We start from the raw sequence: 22,382 nt of genomic DNA, 5'->3' as shown, positions 1-22,382 counted from the left end.
GCGGCTCTCGAAGTCTCGGACTCAGAACTGCGGGCCGACGGTCCGTCCGCGCTTCAGCTCGTAGAATCCGGGCACGCTGGCCGCTGCGCGGATGCCGTCCCACAGCTGCAGCGCCTGCTCGCCCGTCGGCGCCGGCGTCACGACCGGGCCGAAGAAGGCGACGCCGTCGATCGAGATGATCGGCACCCCGACGTCGGGGCCGGCGATCTCGAGCGCGTGGAAGGTGTTCTCCCTCAGCTGCGCGTCGTCGGCATCGTCAGCCGCAGCCGCGGCATCGGCCGGCGCCCCCGAGACGGCGGCGAGCGCCTCGCCGATGATCTCGTCGAAGTCGGTGCGGCCGCCCGGGTGGATCCGGTTGCCGAGCTCGGTGTACAGCTCCCCGACGGCGTCGTCGCCCGCCGCAGCGCCGACGGCGAGAGCGACCTGTCCCATGCGCTTGCCCTGGCGCTGCCCCTCTGCGTGGCTCCCGGCGTCGCGCCCCTCGTTGATGATCGCGAGGCTGATCGGCTTCCAGGTCACGGAGAAGCCCCGAAGCTCGGAGACCTCGCGCACCCAGCGGCTGGTCATCCAGCACCAGGGGCAGATCGGATCGAAGTAGAACTCGACTGCGGGGGACGTTGCGGTGGCTTCGATGCTCATGGATCAACCCTACTCGCGTCGACGCGCCGCGGTCATTCCCGGGGTCGCTCCAGGTTCCTTCTCGTCGCGAGCAGCAGGTCTTCCGGCTCGATCCCTCGCCATCTCACGAACCGACCGGTCCTTTAGAATCGGTGCATGCGCCGCCATCTCGCTTGGATCCTGTGGCTCGTCGGGGCTCTGGCAAGCTATGTGCTCCTGGCGTTTCTGACCGCCTTCCTCAGCGACCGTGCGGTTCGAGGCGACGAGGAGTCCCTCACCTGGGCGCTGCTCACGCTGCTCTCCCTCGCGGTGCAGTTCGCTCTGCCGTTCGTCATGCTGTGCATCTCGGCGGCCTGTGCGAGGTCCTGTTTTCGCAGGTGGCGGCGGTCTCGCGGCAGATATACGAGGCTCGAACGCAGCATCATCGACCGGCAGGAGCGGTCCGCCGAGTGGTGGCGGTATGCAGGGGCACAACGACAGCTGCTGCTCGACGGGCGAGTCCCGGAGGCGAGGGAGAGCTGGGAGGTCGTGCTCCAGAACGGCGAGCGGCTGTTCGAAGACGTCACGCTCGGCTACGCCCGCTATTACGGAGCCGATGTACAGTACACCCAGACGAGCTCCTTCGCTTTCGGGCACCCGGCCTTCGTGCTCTCCGCCATCGCCGTGAATGCGGCGGCGAACGCCGCCTCGGCGAGGAGAGCCTCGCTCGCCGCTGCGCCGCAGTGGCGAGAGCACCAGACCGCGAGAGTGCTCATCACCAATCGCCGTTTCCTCGTCCATGCGAACGGGCGGTGGCTCTCCTTCTGGTTCGAGGGGATCACCGCGATCTACCCGGAGACCGCCGTGCGTACGCTGATCTGCCAGTTCGAGGTGGGCGAACCCCTCATGCTCACGGGAGACGCCGCTCCCCTCGCCTCGGTCTACGCGGTGCTGATCGCCCTGGGCCCCGAGGCGCTGGAGAGGCACCCCGCCCTCGCAGCGCTGAACATGCCGGCGTCCGCTCCCGAACTCCCTCCGATCGGTCGAGAGCGTCGAAAACGGCGCTAGGCGACGCCCCTCCGCCGCCGGCCGGCGCTCATCGGGGTCATAGCTCCCAGGCATAGGCTATTCACGTTCAGACGGTGCCGGCCCCGGCGCCTCCGCCCTCCAGCCCACAAGGAGATTCAGTGCCAGGAACGAACCTCACCCGCGCCGAGGCCCAGGAGCGCGCGGATGTCGTGAAGACCCGCAGCTACGAGATCGCGCTCGACCTCGCCACCGGGGCCGAGACCTTCGCAGCACTTACGACGGTGCGCTTCGCCGGGCGCGAGGGCGCCGAGACCTTCATCGACCTGATCGCCGACTCCGTCGAGCGCATCGAGTTGAACGGCGCCGAGCTGGATCCCTCGCAGCACTTCGCCGACTCCCGCGTCTCCCTTCCCGGCCTCGCAGTCGAGAACGTGCTGACGATCGTGTCGACGCAGCGCTACACCAACACGGGTGAGGGTCTGCACCGCTTCGTGGACCCCGCCGACGGCGAGGTCTACCTGTACTCGCAGTTCGAGGTGCCCGACTCGCGCCGCGTCTTCCCGGTCTTCGAGCAGCCCGATCTCAAGGCGACGTTCGCGTTCTCGATCACGGCCCCGGCCCGCTGGCAGGTCGTGAGCAACCAGCCGACGCCGGATCCCTCGCCCGCGGGCGAGCGCGACGGCGAAGCGCTCGCCACGTGGTCGTTCGAGCCCACGCCCGTCATGTCGAGCTACATCACCGCGCTCATCGCCGGGCCCTACCATGTCGAGCGGTCGCAGCTCACGAGCCGCGACGGGCGCATCATTCCCCTCGGCGTGTTCTGCCGCTCCTCGCTCGCCGAGCACCTCGACGCCGACTACGTCTTCGAGAAGACCCGCGAGGGCTTCGCCTTCTTCGAGGAGCAGTTCGACTACCCCTACCCCTTCGACAAGTACGATCAGCTCTTCGTGCCCGAGTTCAACGCGGGAGCCATGGAGAACGCCGGGGCGATCACCTTCACCGAGGCCTACGTCTTCCGCAGCCAGGTCACCGACGCCATGCGCGAACGCCGCGTCGTCACGATCCTGCACGAGCTCGCGCACATGTGGTTCGGCGACCTCGTGACCATGCGGTGGTGGAACGACCTGTGGCTCAACGAGTCGTTCGCCGAGTATATGTCGACCCTCGCCGTCGCCGAGGCCACCGAGTGGACCGAGTGCTGGACCACCTTCGTCGCATCCGAGAAGTCGTGGGCCTACCGGCAGGATCAGCTGCCCTCGACGCACCCCATCGTCGCCGAGATCCGCGACCTCGAGGACGTGCTCGTCAACTTCGACGGCATCACCTACGCGAAGGGCGCGTCCGTGCTCAAGCAGCTGGTGGCTTGGGTCGGCCGCGAGCCGTTCATGCGCGGGGTGCACGACTACTTCACGAAGCATCACCACGCCAACACCGAGCTGCGCGACCTGCTCGTCGAGCTGGAGGCGCAGAGCGGCCGCGATCTCGCGGAGTGGTCGCGGCTGTGGCTCGAGACGGCCGGCGTCAACACGCTGCGCCCCGTCTTCGAGCTCGACGACGAGGGCCGCTACACGAGCTTCACGATCGAGCAGACCGCTCACACCGACTACCCGACGCTGCGGCCGCACCGCATCGCGATCGGCCTCTACGAGGACGGCGAGGGATCCCTCAGCCGGGTGCGCCGCATCGAACTCGACATCGACGGCGCCCGCACCGAGGTGCCCGAGCTCGTCGGCGCCGCGCAGCCGGCGCTGCTGCTGCTCAACGACGACGACCTGAGCTACGCGAAGATCCGCCTCGATGAGCGCTCGCTCGAGACCGCGGCCGAGCGCCTCGGCGACATCGAGGACTCGCTGCCGCGATCCCTCGTCTGGGGCACGCTCTGGGACGCGACCCGAGACGGAGAGTTCCCCGCCTCGCGCTTCGTGGAGATCGTGCTGCGGCACATCGACCGCGAGACGGCGTCGACGACCCTGCGCACGCTGCTGCAGCAGGTGTCGCTCGCGGCGTCGAGCTACGTGGCGTCCGAGCGCCGCGAGTCGACCCTCGCCGACGTCGCCGACAGGCTCTGGCGGCTCGCGAGAGCGGCAGCCCCCGGCTCGGACAACCAGTTCCAGTTCGTCAGGGTGTTCGCGCAGCTCGCCTCGACCGAGCAGCAGCTCGACGACGTCAACGCGCTGCTGGAAGAGCGCACGCAGCTCGAGGGCCTCGACATCGACACCGATCTCGGCTGGGAACTGCTCATCGCCCTCGCGGCCGGCGGCCGCTCGACCGCCGACGAGATCGCCCAGGCCCTCGCAGAGGATCGCACCGCGTCGGGCGAGCAGTCGGCCGCGCACGCGCGCGCCGCACTGCCGACATCGGAGGGCAAGCAGGCCGCGTGGGCGTCGGTGTTCGATGAGCCGGGCGCCTCGAACCTCATCATCCGCGCCACCGGCCTCGGATTCCTGCGCGCCGCCGACCGAGAGCTGCTCGCGCCCTTCGTCGAGCAGTACTTCGCCTCGCTCACTCGCGTATGGGAGTCGCGCAGCTACGCGATCGCCGAGGAGCTCATCGACGGCTTCTATCCCTCTCCGCTCGCGAACGAATCGCTCGCCGAGGCCACGCGCGCCTGGCTCGAGGCGAACCCTGAGGCCCCGGCCGCCCTGCGCCGCCTCGTGATCGAGCACCTCGCGGGCGTGGAGCGCGCGCTCAGAGCGCAGGAGGCGGATCGAGCCGCGACGACGACCGGAACGGAGGTCTGAGTGGGCCGCATGGAAGGGGTCGAGGATGTGGAGGAGGTCGTGACGAATGCGTTCACGACCTTCCTGCAGACCTATCAGGTGCCGCTGACGATCCTCGCGATCATCGTCGTCGCCGTCCTGCTGAACTGGCTGCTTCGGAAGCTGCTCATGCGCACGGTGACGCAGATCGTGCGGGGCGTGAAGAAGGCGCAGGACGTCGACACGACGTCGGAGATCCAGGCGGCGCCGTATGTGAACGCACGAGCGGTGCAGCGCACGAGGACTCTCGGCTCGGTGGGGCGGGTGGTCATCACCTGGACGATCGTCGTGATCTCCATGATCCTGATCCTGGGCCAGCTCGGCGTCAATCTCGCGGCGCTGCTCACCTCCGCCGGTATCGTCGCGGCGGGCCTCGCCTTCGGCGCTCAGAATCTCGTCAAGGACATCCTCAATGGCATCTTCATGGTGTTCGAGGACCAGCTCGGCGTCGGTGATGTCGTGACCATCGGAGAGGTGAGCGGCACCGTGGAGGACGTGGGGATCCGCGTCACTCAGGTGCGTGCGATGGACGGCACGCTCTGGTTCGTCCGCAACGGCGAGATCCTCACCCTTGGCAACTCGTCGCAGGGCTGGGGCCGCGCGCTCATCGACATCACCGTGCGCGCCGACAGCGACCTCGACAGGGTCGAGGAGGTCACCCTCGAGGCCGCGCGCGAACTCCTGAAGTCACCGAGCACGGCGCGCAAGGTCACCGGCGAGCCCGAGCTCTGGGGCGTCGAGAGCGCGTTCGGCGACCGTGCGACGCTGCGGCTCGCGGTGCGCACGCGCCCCGAGGCGCAGTGGGCCGTGCAGCGCGCGCTGCGGGCCTCGCTCATGCGGCACTTCAACGAGGCGGGCATCAAGCTCGCCGAGGAGCTGCCCCGATTCCCCGGAGGTGCGGCGTGACCGAGCAGCGCGGACCCGATCCCTCGCCCCCGGCCGCGCGCCTGACACTGCGCTCCGAGCAGAACGGCGCAGCGGTCACCGACACCCTCTGGGCGCAGGTCGGCGGCACCGAGACCTTCGAGCGCATCGTGAGGGCGTTCTACCGTGGCGTGCGCGAGGATCCGGAGCTGAACTTCATGTACCCGCAAGACGATTGGGAGGGCGCGATCTGGCGACTGCGCGCCTTCCTCGAGCAGTACTGGGGCGGGCCCACCACCTACTCCGAGGAGCGCGGGCACCCGCGGCTGCGCATGCGGCACGCGCCGTTCCCCGTCACGCCGGCCGCGCGCGACCGCTGGCTGCACCACATGCACGCCGCGCTCGACGAGGCCGAGCTGCCGCCCATGCACGACGCGGCGTTCCGCGACTACGTCGAGCGGGCCGCCCTCGCGATGGTCAACCGCTTCGAGTGATGCCGACTCCCCGCCTTAGAGTGGACGCGTGGGTGTCTTGAGTGCGCGCGAGCAGACCCCGGCCGACCGGGATGTGCCGGTGCGCATCTCAGGATTCAAGTTCGTCTGCATCACGCGGGGCCTCGCTGCCGGCCTGCTCGCCGTGTCGTTCGGCATTCTGCTGGCTGGCGCGATGACCGGTTCCGTGTCGGGGATATCGTCGGGTCCAGTGGTCTGGGCGGCGATCGGCACCGTCGCAGCGGTCGCGATCGGGTTCCAATCGTTCGGCTACACCGCTTTTGTCTACGACGCCGGCGATGCGCTGCTCGTCGGGCGGAGACGCGCGCAGGTGCCGATCGCCTCGATCGTCGACCTGACCTTCTCCGCGCCTGGTATGGGTCGGGGCGGTGCGATGCAGGTGATCGTGACGTACCGCGGGAGCGGGAGGGAGTCCTTCTGCTACGTACCACTCGATGCGGTGTCGGGCTGGAGGCTCTCCTCGAGGGAACCGGCCTCGATCACCGAGCTGCGGAGGCGGGTCGAGGCGGCGCGTTCTTCTCGGTGAGCGCAGGCCGAAGCCGCTGCACCGGCGCTTATCGGGGCTGAAGCATCCGAGATCCCTGTGTGGCATCGGCCGGCATCCGGAAGGCCTCAGATGCACCTGTACGGGACGGGTCGCATGCGAGCATCAGTGCGATACTGGATCGCATGGCACTCCACCTCACCGACGACGCCGAAGCCGACCGCCTGCTCACCGACAACCCGCTCGCACTGCTGATCGGCATGCTGCTCGACCAGCAGGTCGCGATGGAAGTCGCGTTCGCCGGTCCACTGAAGATCGAGCAGCGCTTCGGGCCGGTCGAAGCGGAAGCGATCGCGGAGGCCGACCCCGAGGCCTTCGCCGCGGCATTCAAGCAGTCGCCCGCCGTGCACCGTTTCCCGGGCTCGATGGCCGAGCGCGTGCAGACACTCTGCCGGGCCATCGTGCAGGACTGGCACGGCGAGGCCGCAGCGATCTGGACCGAGGGCGACCCCGACGGCAAGACCGTGCTGAAGCGCCTCAAGGCGCTGCCCGGCTTCGGCGATCAGAAGGCACGGATCTTCCTCGCGCTGCTCGGCAAGCAGTGCGGCTTCTCGGGCGAGGACTGGCGGGAGGCCGCCGGCGCCTACGGCGAAGAGGGATCGTTCCGCAGCGTCGCCGACATCGTGTCACCCGAGACGCTCCTCAAGGTGCGCGAGACCAAGCGGGCCGCGAAGGCCGCCGCCAAGCGGGCGGCAGGGTCGTGAGCGAGCGGTTCTCGCTCGGAGACCAGGTCACCTGGAACTCGGAGGCCGGCCGCGTCGCGGGGCGGATCATCGCGGTGCACACGGAAGACTTCGATTACAAGGGGCACACGCACCGTGCCTCCCCCGATGAGCCGCAGTACGAGATCCGGAGCGATACGACCGAGCACATCGCCGCTCATCGCGGAAGCGCGCTGCAGCGCATCGACTGAGCCGTGGGCGCGCATCCCTGCTTCACCGTCGGGCACTCGAACCGGGAGCTCGGCGAGTTCCTCGCCTGCCTCGAGGCGCACGGGGTCACCCGCCTGGTCGACGTGCGCAAGCTGCCCGGCTCGGCCCGCTACCCCTGGTTCGACGCCAATCGGCTCTCGGCCGCGCTCGCGGAGCGCGGAATCGAGATGCTGAGGTGGGACGCTCTGACCGGGCGCCGCCCGGTGAGCCGAGAGGTGCCGTTCGACGTCAACGCCTGGTGGCAGAACCGCAGCTTCCACAACTACGCCGACCACGCGCTGTCGCGCGGCTTCGCCGACGCGCTAAGCGAGCTGCGCCGCATATGCGCGTCGTACCGCACGGCGGTGATGTGCTCGGAGGCGGTATGGTGGCGCTGCCACCGACGCATCATCGCCGACCACTTGCTCGCCGCTGGCGAGCAGGTGGAGCATATCCTGGGCCCCGACCGCGCCGAACCAGCCGTGCTGTCTGCCGGAGCCGTCGTCGGGAGGGATGGCGGGGTCACATACCCGGCCTCCGACTGACACGCCCCCTCGACCGCCCGGCGCCACTCCCTGCTGCCTCTCGGCACCCAGCGCAGCCCTCCCGAGCACCGGCCAACCCAGCCTCTCCCCCACAAGAACACAATGCCGGCGACCCCCCGCGATTGATTCCCTGGTAACATGAACACGTTCACTGAACGCGTTCACTAGAAGGGATCGACCTTGACCTCTCGAGAAGCTCAGCGACGAGAAACCGTCATGAACGTGCTCATCGGCGCAGACGAGCTGTTCCGCACGAAGGGTTTCGCCGCCACGACGGTGCGCGACATCGCAACCGCGTGCGGCGTCAGCGTCGGAACCGTCATGTCGGTCGGAGATAAGGAGGCCCTCCTGGTCGCCGCCTTCGACCAGCGGATCGCTCAGATCCACGCGTCGAGGCCGGTTCCGGAACACGGGACGACGCCCGTCCGCGAAGCGCTGCTCGAGCTGCTCGATCCCTTTCTCGAACTCTTCACCGCCCACCCCGCACTGTCACGCGCATACGGGGCGATCCTGGTCTCAGGCAAGCACGAGTCGACCGTCTTCACGGAGCTCGCGGGCGCGCTCAGGAACGAGATCTCCCGGGTGCTGCGCTCAACGGGACTGAGCGCGACACGAGCCGCGAGTCTCGCCGAGAGCATCTACTTCGCCTACATCGGCCGCCTCTTCACCTGGACCGGCGATGAGTCGGAGGATGCCGCAGAGCTGCGCGGCGATCTGCACCGCCTCATCTCGGCCATCTGCGAGGATCGGGAGCCGGCCCGATGACCTTCGCTCCAGACCCCTGGTGGTTGTCGGCAGCACTCGCCGCCGCGCTGCTCGGAGATGCGCTCGCATCGCTCCGGCCACCGCGATTCATTCGCGAGTGCCTCGACGGCGTGGGCTTTCCGCGCGAGTGGTGGTGGACGTTGATCGTCATCAAGACGCTCGCGGCGAGCGGACTCATCGTCGGCATCTGAGTGCCTGGCGTAGGGCTCGCAGCCAGCACGGGCGTGGTCGCATACTTCCTGTGCGCCGCCGCGGCGCACCTACGCGCGAGGTTCCTCACCGCGTCGTTCTGGGTGAACTGCCTCGGAATGCTGACGTTCGCCACGGCGACGCTGGTTCTCGCTCACCTCGCTTAGCGTGCCGCATCCACTTTCCCAGGTAAGCAACCAGAGTTGACACCATTCATCGAGCAATGTAGGTTGACAACATGGAGTCAACCGAAGTTGCTGAAGTCGCCGCAGACACCCGCGATCCCCGGGCGGGTCTGCGCGCCGTCGCCGCCCTGCGCACACTGACCGACCGGCTCGAGCTCGCCCAGGTCGAGGCCGCCCTGCGCGCAGGCATGGGGTGGCCCGAGATCGCGGAGGCGCTCGGGGTCACCCGGCAGGCGGTGCACAAGAAGTACGCGAAGAGAATCGACCAGACGATCCCTATCCCGAGGAGAAGCAGATGAGCAGATTCATCGACGCAGCCGCGACCGCGCACGTCCTCACGGTCGCCGCGATGGAAGAGGCGTCGCGCCTCGACCAGCGCGAGGCCGACCTCGACCATCTGCTGCTGGCGCTGACCATCGACGCGGGCACGGCCGGACAGGTGCTCCGCGGGCTGGGCATCACGCTCGACGCGGCCAGGGAGGCGGTGGCCGCCGAGCACGACGCCGCACTCGCCTCGCTCGGCGTCCGGGTCGACGCCCCACCGACAGGAGGCATCCGCTTCCACGAGACCGGCGGGTACGACTGGAGCGAACGGGCCCTCGCGGTCATCCGACGCACGGGCGAGAACGATGGCCGGAGCGACGCCGCCGCGGTGCTGCGCACGCTCGTGCACGAACCGAGCGGCCTGATCGAGGCGATCCTGAGCAGACTCGGCACGACACCGAACGCGGTCATCGAACGGCTCGACGAGGCGGAGCGCTATCCCGAGCATCGGACCGGGCAGGCCCCGACGCCCGCCGTCATATCGGGCACCTCCGAGGCGTTTGTGCCCGCGACACCGGAGGCCGTGTGGGCGCTGCTGGCAGATCCCTCGCGGATGCCCGACTGGGAGCCGAGCATCGGCGGCGTCGACAAGGCCCCGAGCACACCCGAAGCGGGGGCGACATGGACGGTTCGCACACGCGCGCAGCGCCCCGACGGCAAGGCGATCCGCATCAACCCGAAGACCGTGAGGCAGCGCGTCGAGCTCATCGAGACCGATGCGGATCGGGTGATCGAGTGGCGGTTCTCGTACCCCGACGCACCGGCCGCGAACGCCCGGCGACTGCGCGCCGAGCTGGAATCCGCCGCGGGAGGCACGCAGCTGCGACTCTTCCTGGCGTGGGAGCGGTCACCGGATCGCCCGCGCCGCCTGAAGACGCTCGGCCGACTGATGCATCCGCTGATGCGGTACATGATCTGGATGCAGCTGACGCAACTCGGAGGAGGGATCGGGCGGGCATTCCGCTGAGCGGGGCGAGGGATCCCTCGTCGAGACCTCCGCCGGATTCGACCCGTGGGTGGTGTCGGCGACGCGGCGCCGATCCCTAGCGTGAGGAGTGCCCGCACCCGAGCGCTCGAAGGGAACCCGAGATGAACCCCGCAACCGACCCAGACGCATCCGGCACCGATGCGGCCGCCTCGCCTCGTACCACCGCGACGCCTGCGACGGGGTGGTTGCTCCGGGCCGAGGGCGCGGGCAAGCGCTTCGGTCAGACCCGGGCGCTCATCGACGCAGACGTCGTGATCGCGCCCGGCGAGGCCGTGGCGATCATGGGCCCGAGCGGATCCGGCAAGTCCACCCTGCTGCACGTGCTCGCCGGCATCCTTCCCGCGGATACCGGAACCGTGATCCTCGGCCGACCCGATGGAAGCGGCTACGACGATCTCTCCGCACTCCCGGAGGACGCACGGTCAGGGCTCCGGCTGCGGCGCTTCGGCTTCGTGTTCCAACAGGGCATGCTGCTGCCCGAGCTCACCGCCGCCGAGAACGTCGCACTGCCGCTCCTGCTCGTCGGGGCCGGCCGGGCGAAGGCAGTCGGGCGCGCGGAGGCGGAGCTCGGCCGGCTCGGGCTCGCGGGGCTCGGCGACCGTCGTATCGGGCAGCTCTCCGGAGGCCAGGCCCAGCGCGTGGCGATCGCCCGCGCGCTCGTCGCCGGGCCGAGCCTGATCTTCGCCGACGAGCCGACCGGGGCGCTCGACTCGCATACCGCCGACGAGGTGCTGGACGCGCTGCTCCAGGCGGGCCGCGGGGCGGATCGCGCGCTGCTGATCGTCACGCACGACGCCCACGTCGCCTCCCGCTGCGACCGGATCATCCGCCTGCGCGACGGACGGATCGAGGCCGGCGCATGAACCCGCACGCCGCGCTCCTGCTGATCCGCCCCCACCGCGGATCCACGACGATCACCGCACTCCAACTCCTCGCGTCGGCCGTCACCACCCTGCTCGCGTTCGCGGTGATGATGCTCGCGCTCGCATTCTGGAACGCGCCCACCGATGAGATCGGCTACCCGGTGCTCGCCTTCGGGCTCGTCGCCCTGCTCGCGGTGCCGCTCGTCACGCTCGGCACCGCGACCGCGCGGCTCGCGGCTCGCAGCCGCGACGACCGGCTCGCGACGCTGCGGCTGCTCGGCGTCTCCCCGGCTCGGGTGCGCGGCCTCGCGGTCGCGGAGGTCACGGTCGTCGCCGCCCTCGGCGTGCTCATCGGCACCGCGGTCTCGGCCGCGCTGCCGTTCGCGCTCTCCCCGCTCACCGTGCACGGCGATGCCCTGCGCCCGGGAGAGCTGTGGCTGCCGTGGTGGGCGACCGCGGCGCTCCCACCGCTGCTGGTGCTCATCGCGGCGCTGAGTGCGCTGCTCGGGTTGCGCCGCGTCGTGCTGTCCCCGCTCGGAGTGCGCATGCGGCAGGACGCGCCGAAGCTGAGCTGGATCCGCGTCGCGCTGGCACTCTTCGTGGTCGGCGCAGCCGTGCTCGTCACGCAGTTGATGTCACCGGGTTGGGGCGTGATCGTGATGCTCGGCGCGCTCGGCGCGCTCACCGCGGTCGTGCTCGCGGTCATGGCGGTGCTCGGCCTCGTCGGCCCCTTCGCGGTGGCGCTCGTTTCGCGGCTGGTGGCGGCGCGAACTTCCGATCCCTCGCGGCTCGTCGCGGCCCGCGGCATTCAGGACGACCCGCGGGCGGCATGGCGCAGCGTATCGGCCCTGGCGCTCGCGACGTTCATCCTGATCCCGGCCGGGTCGCTGCTCGGCTACCTCGACACCATCAGCCGGAGCGAGAGCCGCTCGATCATGACGAGGGATCAGCTGCTCCTCTTCGCCGATGCCCGCACCATGCTGCTCGCGCTCGTCGCCGTCTCCTTCGTCGTCGTGGCCTGCCAGGTGGCGATCACGCAGACCGCCGGGATCCTCGAGGACCGGGAGCTCTACGTGGCGCTCGACCGCATCGGCATGCCTCGGCCCGAAGTGCACCGGATGCGGCGCCTGCGCGTCACGACATCGGCGAAGATCGCCGTGATCGGCGCAGCCGTCGCCTCGGTCGCCGTGACACTCCCCCTCGTCTTCATCGCGGTCGTCGTGGCGCCCCTCTTCACCGCCGCGGTCGTCCTCGTGCTGCTGCTCGGCCTGCTGCTGATCCGCACCGGGGTCGGGGCGACCCGGCCGGTGCTGCGGCGCGCGATCGAGGCGCCCGAGCGGGGCGAGTGAGGGGCGTCCGCGGGGCGCTCGCGCGCCCCACCCGTGTCGAGGGGCGAAAAAGTGGGCGGCTATCGCGGCCCCAGCCGACTTCTTCGCCCTTCGAGGATGTTCAGCACGCGGCGTGCCATGATCGAAGCCATGAACGGCAGGAACCCGGACTCCTCGGTCAGGATCGCCACGGCCTCCGATGCGGCCGTCGTCGGAGGGCTGCTCCACGACTTCAACGTCGAGTTCGGCAGCCCGACCCCCTCCGCTGCGGAGTTCGCCGCTCGTTTCGAGCGGCTGCTGCTGCGCGACGACGTGCTCGTGGTGCTCGGCGAGGTCGCGGACGAGTCCGTAGCGTTCGCCTACCTCACACTGCGGCCCACCCCCTACGGCGATGGGCCCCTCGCCCAGCTCGAGGAGCTCTACGTCTGCCCCGCGCTGCGCGATCGCGGCATCGGCACGGTGGTGCTCGAGCGGGCGATCGCCGAGGTCCTGGCCCGCGGCGCGATCGAGATGCACATCAACGTCGACGAAGTCGACGCTGACACCCGCCGCTTCTACGAGCGGCACGGCTTCACCAACATCCAGCCGGGGGCCGACTACCGCATGCTCTGCTATCTGCGCGAGTTCTGAGGGATCGGGGCCGCGCGGGCCGAGGCCGCGACGAACCGGATCCAGCGCCCGCCGATCCCGCCCTGCATCAGTAGGTGAAGGTGATCTGGGGCCGGCCCGAGACCGGGTGGGCCGTGACCTCGGCGGTCACGCCGTAGACCTCGCGGATCAGTTCGGGGGTGAGCACGTCGGCTGGCCGGCCGCCGGCGACGGCGCGGCCCGCGTGCAGCACGACCACCTCGTCGCAGAACATCGCCGCCAGGTTGAGGTCGTGGATCGCGACAACGCAGGTGACGTCGAGGTTCGAGATCAAGTGGAGCAGATCCAGCTGGTGCTTGATGTCGAGGTGGTTGGTCGGCTCGTCGAGCAGCAGCTCGCGCGGCTCCTGCGCGAGGGCGCGCGCGATGTGGGCGCGCTGGCGCTCGCCTCCCGAGAGGGATCGCCAGAGCCGGTCGGCGCGGTCGGAGAGCCCGACCCGTTCGAGGGCCTCGCGGATCGCCCGGTGGTCGTCGGGCGATCCCTGGCCCCACGGCCCGCGGTGCGGCGTGCGTCCGAGCCGCACGACGTCGTAGACGGTGATGTCGGTGTGGGTCTCGGCGTGCTGGGTGACGGCTGCGATGCGGCGCGCCACGGTGCTGCGACGCAGCGAGGCGATGTCGCGCCCGTCGAGGGTGACTGCGCCCGAGTCGGGACGCGATACCCCCTGCAGCAGCCGCAGCAGCGACGACTTGCCCGAGCCGTTGGGACCGAGCAGCCCCACTGTCTCACCCGGCTGCGGGGTGAGCTCGACCTCGTCGACGACGAGGGATCCGCCGCGGCGCCAGGAGACGCGTTCCGCGCTGAGGGTCATGCGGCCGCCCTCCGTCGCACGAGCAGCAGCACGAACACCGGCACGCCGATGAGCGCGGTGCCGACGCCGACCGGCAGCGGCGTGGGCCCGAAGGCGACGCGCGACACGGCGTCGACCCACACCATGAAGATGGCGCCGATCACCACGGTCGCCGGGATGACGCGCGCGTGACGCTCACCGAACAGCAGTCGCGCCGCGTGCGGCAGCACGAGGCCGACGAAGCCCACCGCTCCCACCACGCTGACCAGCGACGCGGTGAGCAGCGCGGTCAGCACGAGCAGCACCGTGCGAGTGCGGGCGACGTGCACACCCAGTGAAGCCGCCACCTCGTCGCCGAAGGCGAACGCGTCGAGCGAGCGGGTGGAGAGCATCGCGATGACGGCGCCCACGAGGGTGACCGCGACGGTGAGCCCCACGTCGTCCCAGCGCATGCCCTCGAGCGATCCGAGCAGCCAGAACATGACGCCGCGCGTCTCATCCGAGTCGGCGAAGGCGAAGATCACGAGCGAGGTGAGCGCGGAGAACAGCTGCGTGCTGGCGACGCCCGCGAGCACGATCCCTCCCGTGCCCCCATCGGCGAAGCGGGCGAGCAGCAGCACGAGGCCGAAGGCCAGCAGTGCACCGACGAACGCCCCGCCCGAGAGGCCGAGTGCGCTGCCCCCGAGGCCGAGGACGCCCACCACGACCGCGCCCGTCGAGGCCGCCGAGGAGACGCCGAGGATGAACGGATCCGCGAGCGGGTTGCGCAGCAGCGACTGCAGGATCGCGCCGCACAGCCCGAGCCCGGCGCCGCAGGCTGCCGCGACGAGCGCGCGGGGCAGGCGCTCCTGCCAGACGATCGCGTCCTCCGAGACCCGCACCGGAATCTCGGTGAGCCCCAAGTGGTTCGAGACGATATCGCGCACGTTCACGAGCGAGACATCGGCGGGCCCGAGCGTCATCGCGACGCCCACCGACGCGAGGAAGACGACGATGCCCGCGAAGACGAGCATCGAGGCGAGCAACGTACGGGAGGCCGGGGCGCGCGAGGCGGGGGCGCTCCCCCGGTCGAGACGCGCCCGGGTCGGCTCAGCGATCACCGTCGGCGCAATCTCCGGCGTCGCGCGCCCAGGCCTGGATCTTCTCGAGGCCGTCCACGTAGCGGATCGAGGGGTTCATTTCAGCCCCGTGCAGGTCGATGAAGCACTCGTTCTGCACCGCGCCGAGCGTGCTGGTGAGGGGATCGCTCTGCAGGAACGCGATCTTGTCGTCGAGGCGGTCGCCCGGGAAGCGGTCGCGCTGGAGGTCGCCGAGCACGAGGATCTGCGGGTCGCGCTCCACGAGCGTCTCCCATCCCGTCGCCGGCCACTCGTCGTCGACGTCGGCGAAGACGTTCTCCATGCCGGTGAGATCGGCGAGCAGCGCGGGCGCACCGAGCCCGCCGGCGATGTAGGCGGTGCGGGTGTCGGCGAACCAGAACGCGACCGTGCTGCCTCCGAGATCGACATCCTCGAGCGCCGCGTCGGTGCGCGCCTCGAGATCCGCGACGAGCTGTTCTCCCCGGTCCTGCACATCGAAGATCGTGGCGAGCTCGCGGATCTCCTGGTACAGGGAGTCGAGGGTCAGGGGCTTCGTGCGGGTCCCGCCCCCGTTGATGATCAGTGATCCCTCGCAGTCGGAGGGGGCGAGATACGACGGGATCCCTGTCTCGGAGAGACGGTCGCGCGTCGCCACGCCTCCCTCCTCCTTGTAATGACGGCCGAAGGGCGCGGTCACGAAGTCGGGGTCGGCGTCGAGCAGCACCTCGTAGGTGGGTGCGTTATCGGCGAGCCGCGGCACCTGCTCATTCGCCTCCGCGAGCGAGTCGAGCACCGGGTCGGTCCACGAGGCCGTGCCGACCATGCGATCCTCGAGACCGAGGGAGAGCAGGATCTCGGTCGAGTTCTGGTCGAGCGATACGACGCGCTGCGGCGCCTGATCGATCGTGACCTCACGCCCGCAGTTCTCGAGCGTGAGGGGGTACTCGGTCGCGCCCTCCCCCGCCGCCGCGGTCCGCTCGGGCTCGACAACCTCGGACGCCCCGCATCCGGTCAGCGCCGCGAGCGAGAGAACGGCGGCGGCCAGGGCAGCACCGCGCTTCAGAGAAATCGAGACCACTGCGTATCCTCACTCGACACAAACATCAGATGAACCAAGATGCAGGTTAGCCTTACCTGACTTCTCCCGCAAAATCCGCATGGTTGTTCCGCCCGGCACCCCGGATGCGTGTCAGTGGGTGACGGTCGTCTGCTGATAGAGCGCAAGCCGCAGCCGATCGTCGAGGCGGCGGTAGACGCTCGACATGAGCGCGACGAAGGGATCCGAAAGATCCGCTCGCGTCGCCGTGGCCCGGTACGCCAGGGCGGCCGCGTTCGGCTCGAGCTCGATCACACGCGCGTCTGCGATCTCGTAGGAGTCCCAACCCGGAGCACCGTCGAGCGACGCGGCGATCTCGTCACGGCTCATGATCGCGCCGTTGACCAGGATGAACACGGCGTCCGGAGTCATCAGGTCGCCGTAGAAGGTGCCGCCTCGCGATTCGCAGAGCGATCGCCAGCCTTCGTGCTCGAGCTCGATGAGCTCATCCAAGGTCGGGACGCTCATGGGCACAGGATATCAACGGCGGGTGCCCTCATCGACCCTCTGTTCGGGCGACCGCCGATATGCGGTCGCCCTCCACCTCAGGTCTGCGTCAGGAGGATCCACTCCCCGATGATCGCTTCGAGCGCTTCGCCGGCAACGTCGACCTCGGCCACGGTGCGAAAGGTCGCGGTGGCCCGATCGTGACCCCGCCAATCGAGCAGACCGCTCGTGTCAGGGATCCCTCCCCGCAGTCGCAGCGGCGTCTCCCGCTTGACCGCCCCGCAGTGGAGCACCAATCGCACTCCGCCCTTCGGCACCAACCCGGTGGTGGCGAAGTGGTCGACGATGGCGTAGCTGGGCGCGTTCCACTTGATCTCGCAGATCAGCCGGGGGTCGACACGATCGATGCGATCGCAAAGAGCGAGGAGCACCGGGAGATCGGGATGGTCCGAGTGCTCTTCGAACCAGGCTGCGACGCTGCGGTCGCCTCGTTTCGAAACGGTCACAGCGTCATGATATCGGTGGATCCGCCAGGCTCCGGTTGCCGCCGAAAGCCGCGGCTTCGGTGTCGGCCGCGCTTCTCCCTGCGAGCGTTCGACGCCCTGCCCGCCTCACATGAGCACCATCCCTTTCACGCGCGCGACAACCCGCACTCCGAAGCTGTCTGCGGTGCGAGGATTGGTGTACGTACCGCGACAGAGAGCGTCAGGGAGGTTCCGGTGAGGGATCGCAGGTCGATAGCGCGTGCTGCAATGGCACCGCTGCTTCTCCTCGTCGTCAGCGGCATTCCGGCGCTGGCCATCGCTCTTACGCCGCTCGCCTCGGGACTGTCCCATGTGCTTGCGGGGACCGCCGTGGGCATCGTCGGCTCGCTCTACGGCCGCCCCGTCGGCCTGAGCGCGGTCACCGGCAGCACCGCACTCATCGCACTGGCCGGCTTAGCGGCCCCGTGGCCCCTCGCTGCCGCAGCGCTGATGGCGGTGACCGGCGTGGTGATCGGGGCATGCGCACGGAGAGGGTGGCACCCGGCCGCGGTGCAGGCGAGTGCGTGGCCCGCGACCTTGCTCATCGCGGCCAGATTCGGGGTTCCCGGCTTCGACTGGACCTCCCACGGGGCCGGGCAGATCCTGACCCCGGCGCTTCTCGCCGCCCTCGGCGGCCTCTGGGCCGTCGCCCTTGCCGCGCTGGCAGGCGCCAGGTTCCCCCGATTCGCGATCGCAGCTGTCGACCCGCTGTCCGCGCGACTCTACGGCGCGGCGCTCGCCGTGTTGCTGGGCGGAGTCGCATTCGTCGCCGCGACCTGGCTGCCCGGTTCGCTCGCGGGCTGGGCGCTGCTGTCGATCCTCGTCATCGTGAAGCCCGGACTCGCCGATACCCGGCAACGGCTCCTCGCCCGCTCGTTCGGCACGATGCTGGGCGGCCTGCTCGCCGCAGGGATCGCGCTCCTCGCACCCGCCCATGGCGTCCAAGTCGCCCTCGGAGGGACCGCCATGCTCGTCGCGCTCGGCCTCTACGCCACCGGAGCGAGCTACGCCGGCTACGCCTTCGCGCTGACGACGGCGATCGTGCTGTTGAGCTCGACCGAGCAGAACGTCCTCGCCGTCGACCTGCAACGCGTCGGCCTGACGCTCGCAGCCGCGGTGCTGGTCGCGGCCCTGGCAGCCGTCTACGAACCGGTTCTGCGTGCCGTCCTGCGCAAGCGAGGCGCCGACGTCCCTGGAAGCCTGGACGAGTAAGTCTGCTTCAACGGATAGCACCAGTTCGACGGTATTGCGGTCGAGCATCCCGCCCGATATATTTCGAAATGAAGCAGTTTCGTATCTGAAAGCGGAACCACGACCTCCCGGAACGGCTCGCCGTCGTGATCCGCTACCTCGACGCGGTCGGCGACTTCTACTCACTGGCCGACTGACTCGGCCCCGCCCGGTTCATCGATGCAGCCGGACCGAAATCCCTCGCTCCGGTGAACGCAGCGGAGCGATGCCGGGGCGAAGAGCCGGATCTCACGGGTCTCATCGCCATTGGTAGCGTTGAGGGCATGAACCCTCGCGGCCCCGCACACCTCTTCCTCGCGTGGGCGGTACACGACGTGGAAGAGGCGATCGCCTTCCCGGGAACGTGCGGCTCTCTGGCCGACACGACAGGGATCGAAGCCCTTCGCCTCGATCAGCGCCAGTCTTGGCTGGCCGTCGGGCTCATGGGTGTTCTGGCCGCATTCGCCTGCCGTCGCGGGAGAACGTCGGAGGTTCGCTCGCGGTTGTACCGTGCGACGGTCGCCGGACTCCACGCGCACGTCGCGACGCATCTTCTGGCCTCGCTGTTGCAGCGCAGCTACACCGCAGGCGTCGCGACGGCACTGCCCGTCATGCTGCCCGGCGCGGAGTCGGCTCGCCGAGAGATTCGTGACTCGGGGCGCCCTCTCCGCACGAGAGACTACCTCGCCGGAGCCGCGCTGCTGATTCCCGCCGCGCTTGCATGCCAGGTCCTCGCGCGCGTGCTCATCCGCAGGAGCGAGTAGCTCAGCGTCTCTCGAGTTCCGATCGGAGGCTCCGAGTGGCGAGCCGCGGCGGCGCTTCAGCTGCGCGTGGAGCGGTGGGTATGGAGCTCGAGATCGATGAAGGCGGCGATCATCGCTCGATAGGTCCGCTCCACGACCGCGGGAGACGCGCCGCTCTGCTCGGCGAGCGCGCGCACCTTCTCGACGACCTGTTCGACTCTCGCGGGTGCTCGCACGGCCCGCTCGTTCTGCTTCAAACGGCCGGCCACCTCCACCCAGGTCTGGCGCTCGGCGACGAGCTCCACGATGCGGCGATCAAGGTCATCGATCCGGGTTCGGACGGTTTCGATGTCGGCCGGTTGGGTTCCCATATCCTCAGATTCTAGGGAACGATCACCCGGCGCCCGCGCTGTTCGAGCACTCCGCCGAGGTCTCTGACCTCCTCATCGCTCTCGCGAGGTAGGGTCGGGTACGAGGCAGCAGGGAGGCCGCATGACGACGAACGAGATGATCACCCTCGGCGTCATCATCGCCGTGGTCGGCCTGCTCTGGACCGTCGGAGTTCGTGACCGTCGGCGCAGAAGGCGCGAGGGATCGATGCTCTCGGGGATGATCAGCGTATTCGATCAGGCCTTCCACCCGGAGGCCGCACGCGCATCTGAGATCCGCGAGATCCAGCGCGAGCTTCCCGCCGAGGCGCCGTCTCCCGGTGATCCGATCGATTCCAGCGGCTTGCTCGCTCCCGGTGATACTCCGACGAACACTACCGACGGGCTGCGACGCTGGACGCGGTGACCGCACCCTCCACGATCGAAGCGCCCCGTGCGGACTTGGCACCCCGTGCGGACCGTCGAGATCCCTCGCCGTGAGAATCGTCGCCTCCTTCAAGAGGAGCGGCTTCTGGAACAGGAAGAGATAGGCGGCCTCCGCGACCGACCGTTCGGGACCGCCCCCGCCGAACGTCGCAGAAAGATTCGGCGAACATCTCACGTTCTCGGCGTCGGACGCGTCTCCATGATGACGGAGAGAGGAAGATCGATGAACACGCGACACACGCTGGTGGGGACCGCCCAGGCGAGCGCCGGACGGTCGTTCTAGCCGGATCTCACGAAAGATCCGCCGGAACCGTATTCAATGGGATGAGCATGAAACAACCGTTCGAGACCGTCGTGGAGCTGCACGGCACCACCGTGCTGCGGGTGTGCCGCGCACTCCTCGGGGTGCACGACGCCGATGACGCCTGGTCGGAGACCTTCCTCGCCGCGATGCGCGCCTACCCGGATCTTCCGGAGTCGGCGAACCTCGAGGCGTGGCTGGTGACCATCGCCCGCCGCAAGGCCATCGACGTTCACCGGGCGGCGAAACGAGATCCGCTGCCGGTGGAGGAGCTTCCCGAAGTTCCGACCGCGCTGGGCATTCCCGGCGCAGAAGATACAGACCTGTGGGAGACCGTGGGCCGACTGCCTGAGAAGCAGCGGCAGGCGATCACCTTCCGATACCTCGTCGGAATGTCGTACGCCGAGATCGCGGCGATCGTCGGCGGCACCGTCGACGCGGCGCGAAGGGCGTCGGCCGACGGAGTCAAGAACCTCCGAAGAACCTATCCGGGCGCACGGCCCCAGTCAGGGCTGGCGAAAGGAGCAAGATCATGAGTGACCTCCACGGCGATGACACCCTCGCCGTCCTGTCGGCGCCCATCGACCCGACGCCCGTCGACCCAGCGTCCGAGGAAGCGCGGAAGCTGGCAATGCTGCACCGCCGGCTGGAGGCCGCGGCGGAATCAGAGGGCCTCATCGACGTCGCTTACCGCGTGGTCGACAGCCCGGTCGGCGAGCTGCTGCTCGCCTCGACCCCGAAGGGTCTGGTGCGCGTCGCGTACGCGAACGAGGACCACGACAGGGTGCTGGAGTCGCTGGCCGTGAAGCTCAGCCCCCGCATCCTTCGCGCCCCGAAGCAGCTCGACACGGCAGCCCGCGAGCTCGACGAGTACTTCGAGCACCGCAGGCAGACCTTCGCCCTCGACCTCGACCTGTCGCTGTCCAAGGGCTTCCGCCGGCTCGTGCAGAGGCACCTGCCCGACATCGGCTACGGACAGACGCGCAGCTACAAGGAGATGGCCGAGATGGTCGGCAACCCGAAGGCTGTCCGCGCCGTCGGTACCGCCTGCGCGACCAACCCGCTGCCCGTCGTGGTGCCCTGCCACCGCGTACTGCGCACCGACGGCAGCCTCGGCGGCTACATCGGCGGGCTCGAGGCCAAGACCACCCTGCTGAAGCTGGAGGCGGCGGCATGGGCGACGAGAAGCGCCGTAACGGGGAAAGCCACGGAGGAGGGAGACGGATCATGACGACCCTGTTCACCCTCGACCCGGAACCGCGCGAACGCAGCCGACCACGCCCCGACGCCGTGCACGTGCCCGACTGGCTCGCTCTCGACCAGCAGAGGTGGGTCGTGCGCAGGTTCCGCGAGTGGGCGGCAGGTCCTGTGCCGATCCGGGCCGCGAAGGTCCGCGGGCACGAGATGTCGGTTCGCACCGTCTGCCTCGGCTGGCACTGGCAGCCGTACAAGTACACACGCGAGGCGACCGACGTCAACGGCGCCCGGGTGCTCCCGTTCCCGGACTGGATGGTACGTCTCGGTCGTCGCGCACTCGAGGAGGCCGGTTACTCAGAGGTCGAGGTCGCGGGCTACACCCCGGACACCGCGCTCGCGAACTACTACGACGAGCATGCGCGCATGGGTATGCACCAGGACAAGGACGAGCACTCGCTTGCGCCGATCGTCTCGCTGTCGATCGGGGACGCCTGCACCTTCCGCTTCGGCAACACCGAGAACCGCAACAAGCCCTATACCGACCTGATGCTGCGTTCCGGCGACCTGTTCGTGTTCGGCGGGGCCTCCCGGCTCGCCTACCACGGGGTCACCCGGATCCACCCCGCCACCGCCCCGGAGGGTTGCGGCCTCGACGCCGGTCGGATCAACATCACCATGCGGATGACCGGGCTCAACGACTGAGCAAAGCGGAGGAATCAGCGGCGGGGCGGAGTTCGTCACCTCGCTCCAGCGAGACCGAATGTTTCAGCGAGACCCGCTGTTTCAGAGCCCCTGGAAGCGTCGGTCTCGCTGAAAGCGTCGTGCTCGACGCAGCGCATAGAGCGTCTGGGGGCACGACTCGGCCACCGGCGATCTGTTCGCACAGCTCTGGCGCAACGGCTCGAATACGCGCGACCACCGGAAGCGCGGTGCTCCACTGATCGCTGCCCTCCGCGGGCTGCCGCTGCAGCGGCACGGCGACCGATTCGAACGCGATGCGCTCCAGTTCGGGTCGGTGCCCCCGGCAGGATTCGAACCTGCGACCGACGGATTAGAAGGCCGTTGCTCTATCCACTGAGCTACGGAGGCGGTGCTTCCAAGGCTACTAT

Annotated in this window: 28 protein-coding genes and 1 tRNA gene; 21 read left to right on the top strand and 8 right to left on the bottom strand. The window is 69.3% G+C overall.

What is annotated here, in order from left to right; translation table 11 throughout:
* Positions 1-21: 21 nt before the first annotated feature.
* A complete protein-coding gene (locus tag J4H91_RS10250; protein ID WP_208046165.1) occupies positions 22-639 on the bottom strand; it encodes a mycothiol-dependent nitroreductase Rv2466c family protein in 618 nt (205 codons plus the stop codon).
* Positions 640-774: 135 nt separating this feature from the next.
* On the opposite strand from J4H91_RS10250, the gene J4H91_RS10245 reads away from it, so the two are divergent.
* The 15 genes from J4H91_RS10245 to J4H91_RS10175 all read left to right on the top strand — a co-directional run bounded on the left by J4H91_RS10245 (position 775) and on the right by J4H91_RS10175 (position 13,033).
* Complete coding sequence (locus tag J4H91_RS10245; protein WP_208046164.1) at positions 775-1,665, top strand: hypothetical protein; 891 nt, start codon at positions 775-777, stop codon at positions 1,663-1,665.
* Positions 1,666-1,784: 119 nt separating this feature from the next.
* Positions 1,785-4,367, top strand: a complete 2,583-nt coding sequence (gene pepN, locus J4H91_RS10240; RefSeq protein WP_208046163.1) for an aminopeptidase N — start codon at positions 1,785-1,787, stop codon at positions 4,365-4,367.
* 9 nt (positions 4,368-4,376) lie between these two features.
* On the top strand, positions 4,377-5,291 hold the full coding sequence (locus tag J4H91_RS10235) for a mechanosensitive ion channel family protein (RefSeq protein ID WP_208046188.1): 915 nt from the start codon (positions 4,377-4,379) through the stop codon (positions 5,289-5,291).
* Positions 5,288-5,743, top strand: coding sequence for a globin (locus J4H91_RS10230; RefSeq protein WP_424960842.1), 456 nt, complete (start codon positions 5,288-5,290; stop codon positions 5,741-5,743). The genes J4H91_RS10235 and J4H91_RS10230 overlap by 4 nt, the downstream gene beginning before the upstream one ends.
* Positions 5,744-5,771: 28 nt before the next feature.
* On the top strand, positions 5,772-6,287 hold the full coding sequence (locus J4H91_RS10225; RefSeq protein WP_208046162.1) for a hypothetical protein: 516 nt from the start codon (positions 5,772-5,774) through the stop codon (positions 6,285-6,287).
* A gap of 143 nt (positions 6,288-6,430) precedes the next feature.
* The gene (locus J4H91_RS10220; RefSeq protein ID WP_208046161.1) at positions 6,431-7,009 is read left to right on the top strand and encodes an HhH-GPD-type base excision DNA repair protein; all 579 of its coding nucleotides are present in this window, start codon (positions 6,431-6,433) and stop codon (positions 7,007-7,009) included.
* Entirely contained in the window at positions 7,006-7,218 is a 213-nt protein-coding gene (locus tag J4H91_RS10215) for an HVA1 family protein (protein ID WP_208046160.1), read from the top strand. The genes J4H91_RS10220 and J4H91_RS10215 overlap by 4 nt, the downstream gene beginning before the upstream one ends.
* A 3-nt stretch (positions 7,219-7,221) precedes the next feature.
* Positions 7,222-7,761: a DUF488 family protein gene (locus tag J4H91_RS10210; RefSeq protein ID WP_208046159.1), complete on the top strand. Its 540-nt coding sequence runs from the start codon at positions 7,222-7,224 to the stop codon at positions 7,759-7,761.
* A 216-nt stretch (positions 7,762-7,977) separates the two neighbouring features.
* Positions 7,978-8,526, top strand: a complete 549-nt coding sequence (locus tag J4H91_RS10205; protein WP_208046158.1) for a TetR/AcrR family transcriptional regulator — start codon at positions 7,978-7,980, stop codon at positions 8,524-8,526.
* Positions 8,523-8,717, top strand: coding sequence for a DoxX family protein (locus tag J4H91_RS15595; RefSeq protein ID WP_243752872.1), 195 nt, complete (start codon positions 8,523-8,525; stop codon positions 8,715-8,717). Before J4H91_RS10205 ends, J4H91_RS15595 begins: the two co-directional genes overlap by 4 nt.
* A gap of 236 nt (positions 8,718-8,953) precedes the next feature.
* Positions 8,954-9,199, top strand: coding sequence for a hypothetical protein (locus J4H91_RS10195; protein WP_208046157.1), 246 nt, complete (start codon positions 8,954-8,956; stop codon positions 9,197-9,199).
* Positions 9,196-10,191 (top strand): SRPBCC family protein, encoded by a 996-nt coding sequence (locus tag J4H91_RS10190; protein ID WP_208046156.1) that lies wholly within the window; start codon positions 9,196-9,198, stop codon positions 10,189-10,191. Before J4H91_RS10195 ends, J4H91_RS10190 begins: the two co-directional genes overlap by 4 nt.
* Positions 10,192-10,313: 122 nt before the next feature.
* Complete coding sequence (locus tag J4H91_RS10185) at positions 10,314-11,075, top strand: ABC transporter ATP-binding protein (RefSeq protein ID WP_208046155.1); 762 nt, start codon at positions 10,314-10,316, stop codon at positions 11,073-11,075.
* Positions 11,072-12,424 (top strand): FtsX-like permease family protein, encoded by a 1,353-nt coding sequence (locus J4H91_RS10180; RefSeq protein ID WP_208046154.1) that lies wholly within the window; start codon positions 11,072-11,074, stop codon positions 12,422-12,424. The genes J4H91_RS10185 and J4H91_RS10180 overlap by 4 nt, the downstream gene beginning before the upstream one ends.
* A gap of 129 nt (positions 12,425-12,553) precedes the next feature.
* Positions 12,554-13,033 (top strand): GNAT family N-acetyltransferase, encoded by a 480-nt coding sequence (locus tag J4H91_RS10175; protein WP_208046153.1) that lies wholly within the window; start codon positions 12,554-12,556, stop codon positions 13,031-13,033.
* Positions 13,034-13,100: 67 nt separating this feature from the next.
* On the opposite strand, the gene J4H91_RS10170 is transcribed toward J4H91_RS10175, so the two are convergent.
* From J4H91_RS10170 to J4H91_RS10150, 5 genes are all read right to left on the bottom strand, one after another.
* Positions 13,101-13,862, bottom strand: a complete 762-nt coding sequence (locus tag J4H91_RS10170) for an ABC transporter ATP-binding protein (protein ID WP_208046152.1) — start codon at positions 13,860-13,862, stop codon at positions 13,101-13,103.
* Entirely contained in the window at positions 13,859-14,854 is a 996-nt protein-coding gene (locus J4H91_RS10165; protein WP_208046186.1) for a FecCD family ABC transporter permease, read from the bottom strand. Before J4H91_RS10165 ends, J4H91_RS10170 begins: the two co-directional genes overlap by 4 nt.
* A 76-nt stretch (positions 14,855-14,930) precedes the next feature.
* Positions 14,931-15,998: an ABC transporter substrate-binding protein gene (locus J4H91_RS10160; RefSeq protein WP_341783512.1), complete on the bottom strand. Its 1,068-nt coding sequence runs from the start codon at positions 15,996-15,998 to the stop codon at positions 14,931-14,933.
* A gap of 111 nt (positions 15,999-16,109) precedes the next feature.
* Entirely contained in the window at positions 16,110-16,484 is a 375-nt protein-coding gene (locus J4H91_RS10155) for a nuclear transport factor 2 family protein (protein ID WP_208046151.1), read from the bottom strand.
* Between the two features lie 77 nt (positions 16,485-16,561).
* Positions 16,562-16,969, bottom strand: coding sequence for a DUF1801 domain-containing protein (locus tag J4H91_RS10150; RefSeq protein WP_208046150.1), 408 nt, complete (start codon positions 16,967-16,969; stop codon positions 16,562-16,564).
* A 246-nt stretch (positions 16,970-17,215) separates the two neighbouring features.
* On the opposite strand from J4H91_RS10150, the gene J4H91_RS10145 reads away from it, so the two are divergent.
* Both J4H91_RS10145 and J4H91_RS10140 read left to right on the top strand, forming a co-directional pair.
* Entirely contained in the window at positions 17,216-18,199 is a 984-nt protein-coding gene (locus tag J4H91_RS10145) for an FUSC family protein (RefSeq protein WP_208046149.1), read from the top strand.
* Between the two features lie 302 nt (positions 18,200-18,501).
* Entirely contained in the window at positions 18,502-18,981 is a 480-nt protein-coding gene (locus tag J4H91_RS10140; protein WP_208046148.1) for an HXXEE domain-containing protein, read from the top strand.
* 56 nt (positions 18,982-19,037) lie between these two features.
* On the opposite strand, the gene J4H91_RS10135 is transcribed toward J4H91_RS10140, so the two are convergent.
* Positions 19,038-19,331: a chorismate mutase gene (locus tag J4H91_RS10135; protein WP_208046147.1), complete on the bottom strand. Its 294-nt coding sequence runs from the start codon at positions 19,329-19,331 to the stop codon at positions 19,038-19,040.
* A gap of 121 nt (positions 19,332-19,452) precedes the next feature.
* On the opposite strand from J4H91_RS10135, the gene J4H91_RS10130 reads away from it, so the two are divergent.
* The 4 genes from J4H91_RS10130 to J4H91_RS10115 all read left to right on the top strand — a co-directional run bounded on the left by J4H91_RS10130 (position 19,453) and on the right by J4H91_RS10115 (position 21,975).
* Entirely contained in the window at positions 19,453-19,755 is a 303-nt protein-coding gene (locus tag J4H91_RS10130; RefSeq protein WP_208046146.1) for a hypothetical protein, read from the top strand.
* Positions 19,756-20,099: 344 nt separating this feature from the next.
* Positions 20,100-20,612: an RNA polymerase sigma factor gene (locus J4H91_RS10125; RefSeq protein WP_424960841.1), complete on the top strand. Its 513-nt coding sequence runs from the start codon at positions 20,100-20,102 to the stop codon at positions 20,610-20,612.
* Positions 20,609-21,307: a methylated-DNA--[protein]-cysteine S-methyltransferase gene (locus tag J4H91_RS10120; protein ID WP_208046144.1), complete on the top strand. Its 699-nt coding sequence runs from the start codon at positions 20,609-20,611 to the stop codon at positions 21,305-21,307. The genes J4H91_RS10125 and J4H91_RS10120 overlap by 4 nt, the downstream gene beginning before the upstream one ends.
* Entirely contained in the window at positions 21,304-21,975 is a 672-nt protein-coding gene (locus J4H91_RS10115) for an alpha-ketoglutarate-dependent dioxygenase AlkB family protein (RefSeq protein ID WP_208046143.1), read from the top strand. The genes J4H91_RS10120 and J4H91_RS10115 overlap by 4 nt, the downstream gene beginning before the upstream one ends.
* Positions 21,976-22,289: 314 nt before the next feature.
* Here the strand turns inward: J4H91_RS10115 and J4H91_RS10110 are convergent.
* Positions 22,290-22,362: transfer RNA gene (locus J4H91_RS10110), tRNA-Arg, on the bottom strand.
* Between the last annotated feature and the right edge of the window lie 20 nt (positions 22,363-22,382).

The sequence above is a fragment of the Leucobacter ruminantium genome, assembly GCF_017565705.1.
GTDB lineage: Bacteria > Actinomycetota > Actinomycetes > Actinomycetales > Microbacteriaceae > Leucobacter > Leucobacter ruminantium.
The sequence above is the reverse complement of the archived record's forward strand: the minus strand, read 5'-3'. Positions and strand labels throughout refer to the sequence as shown.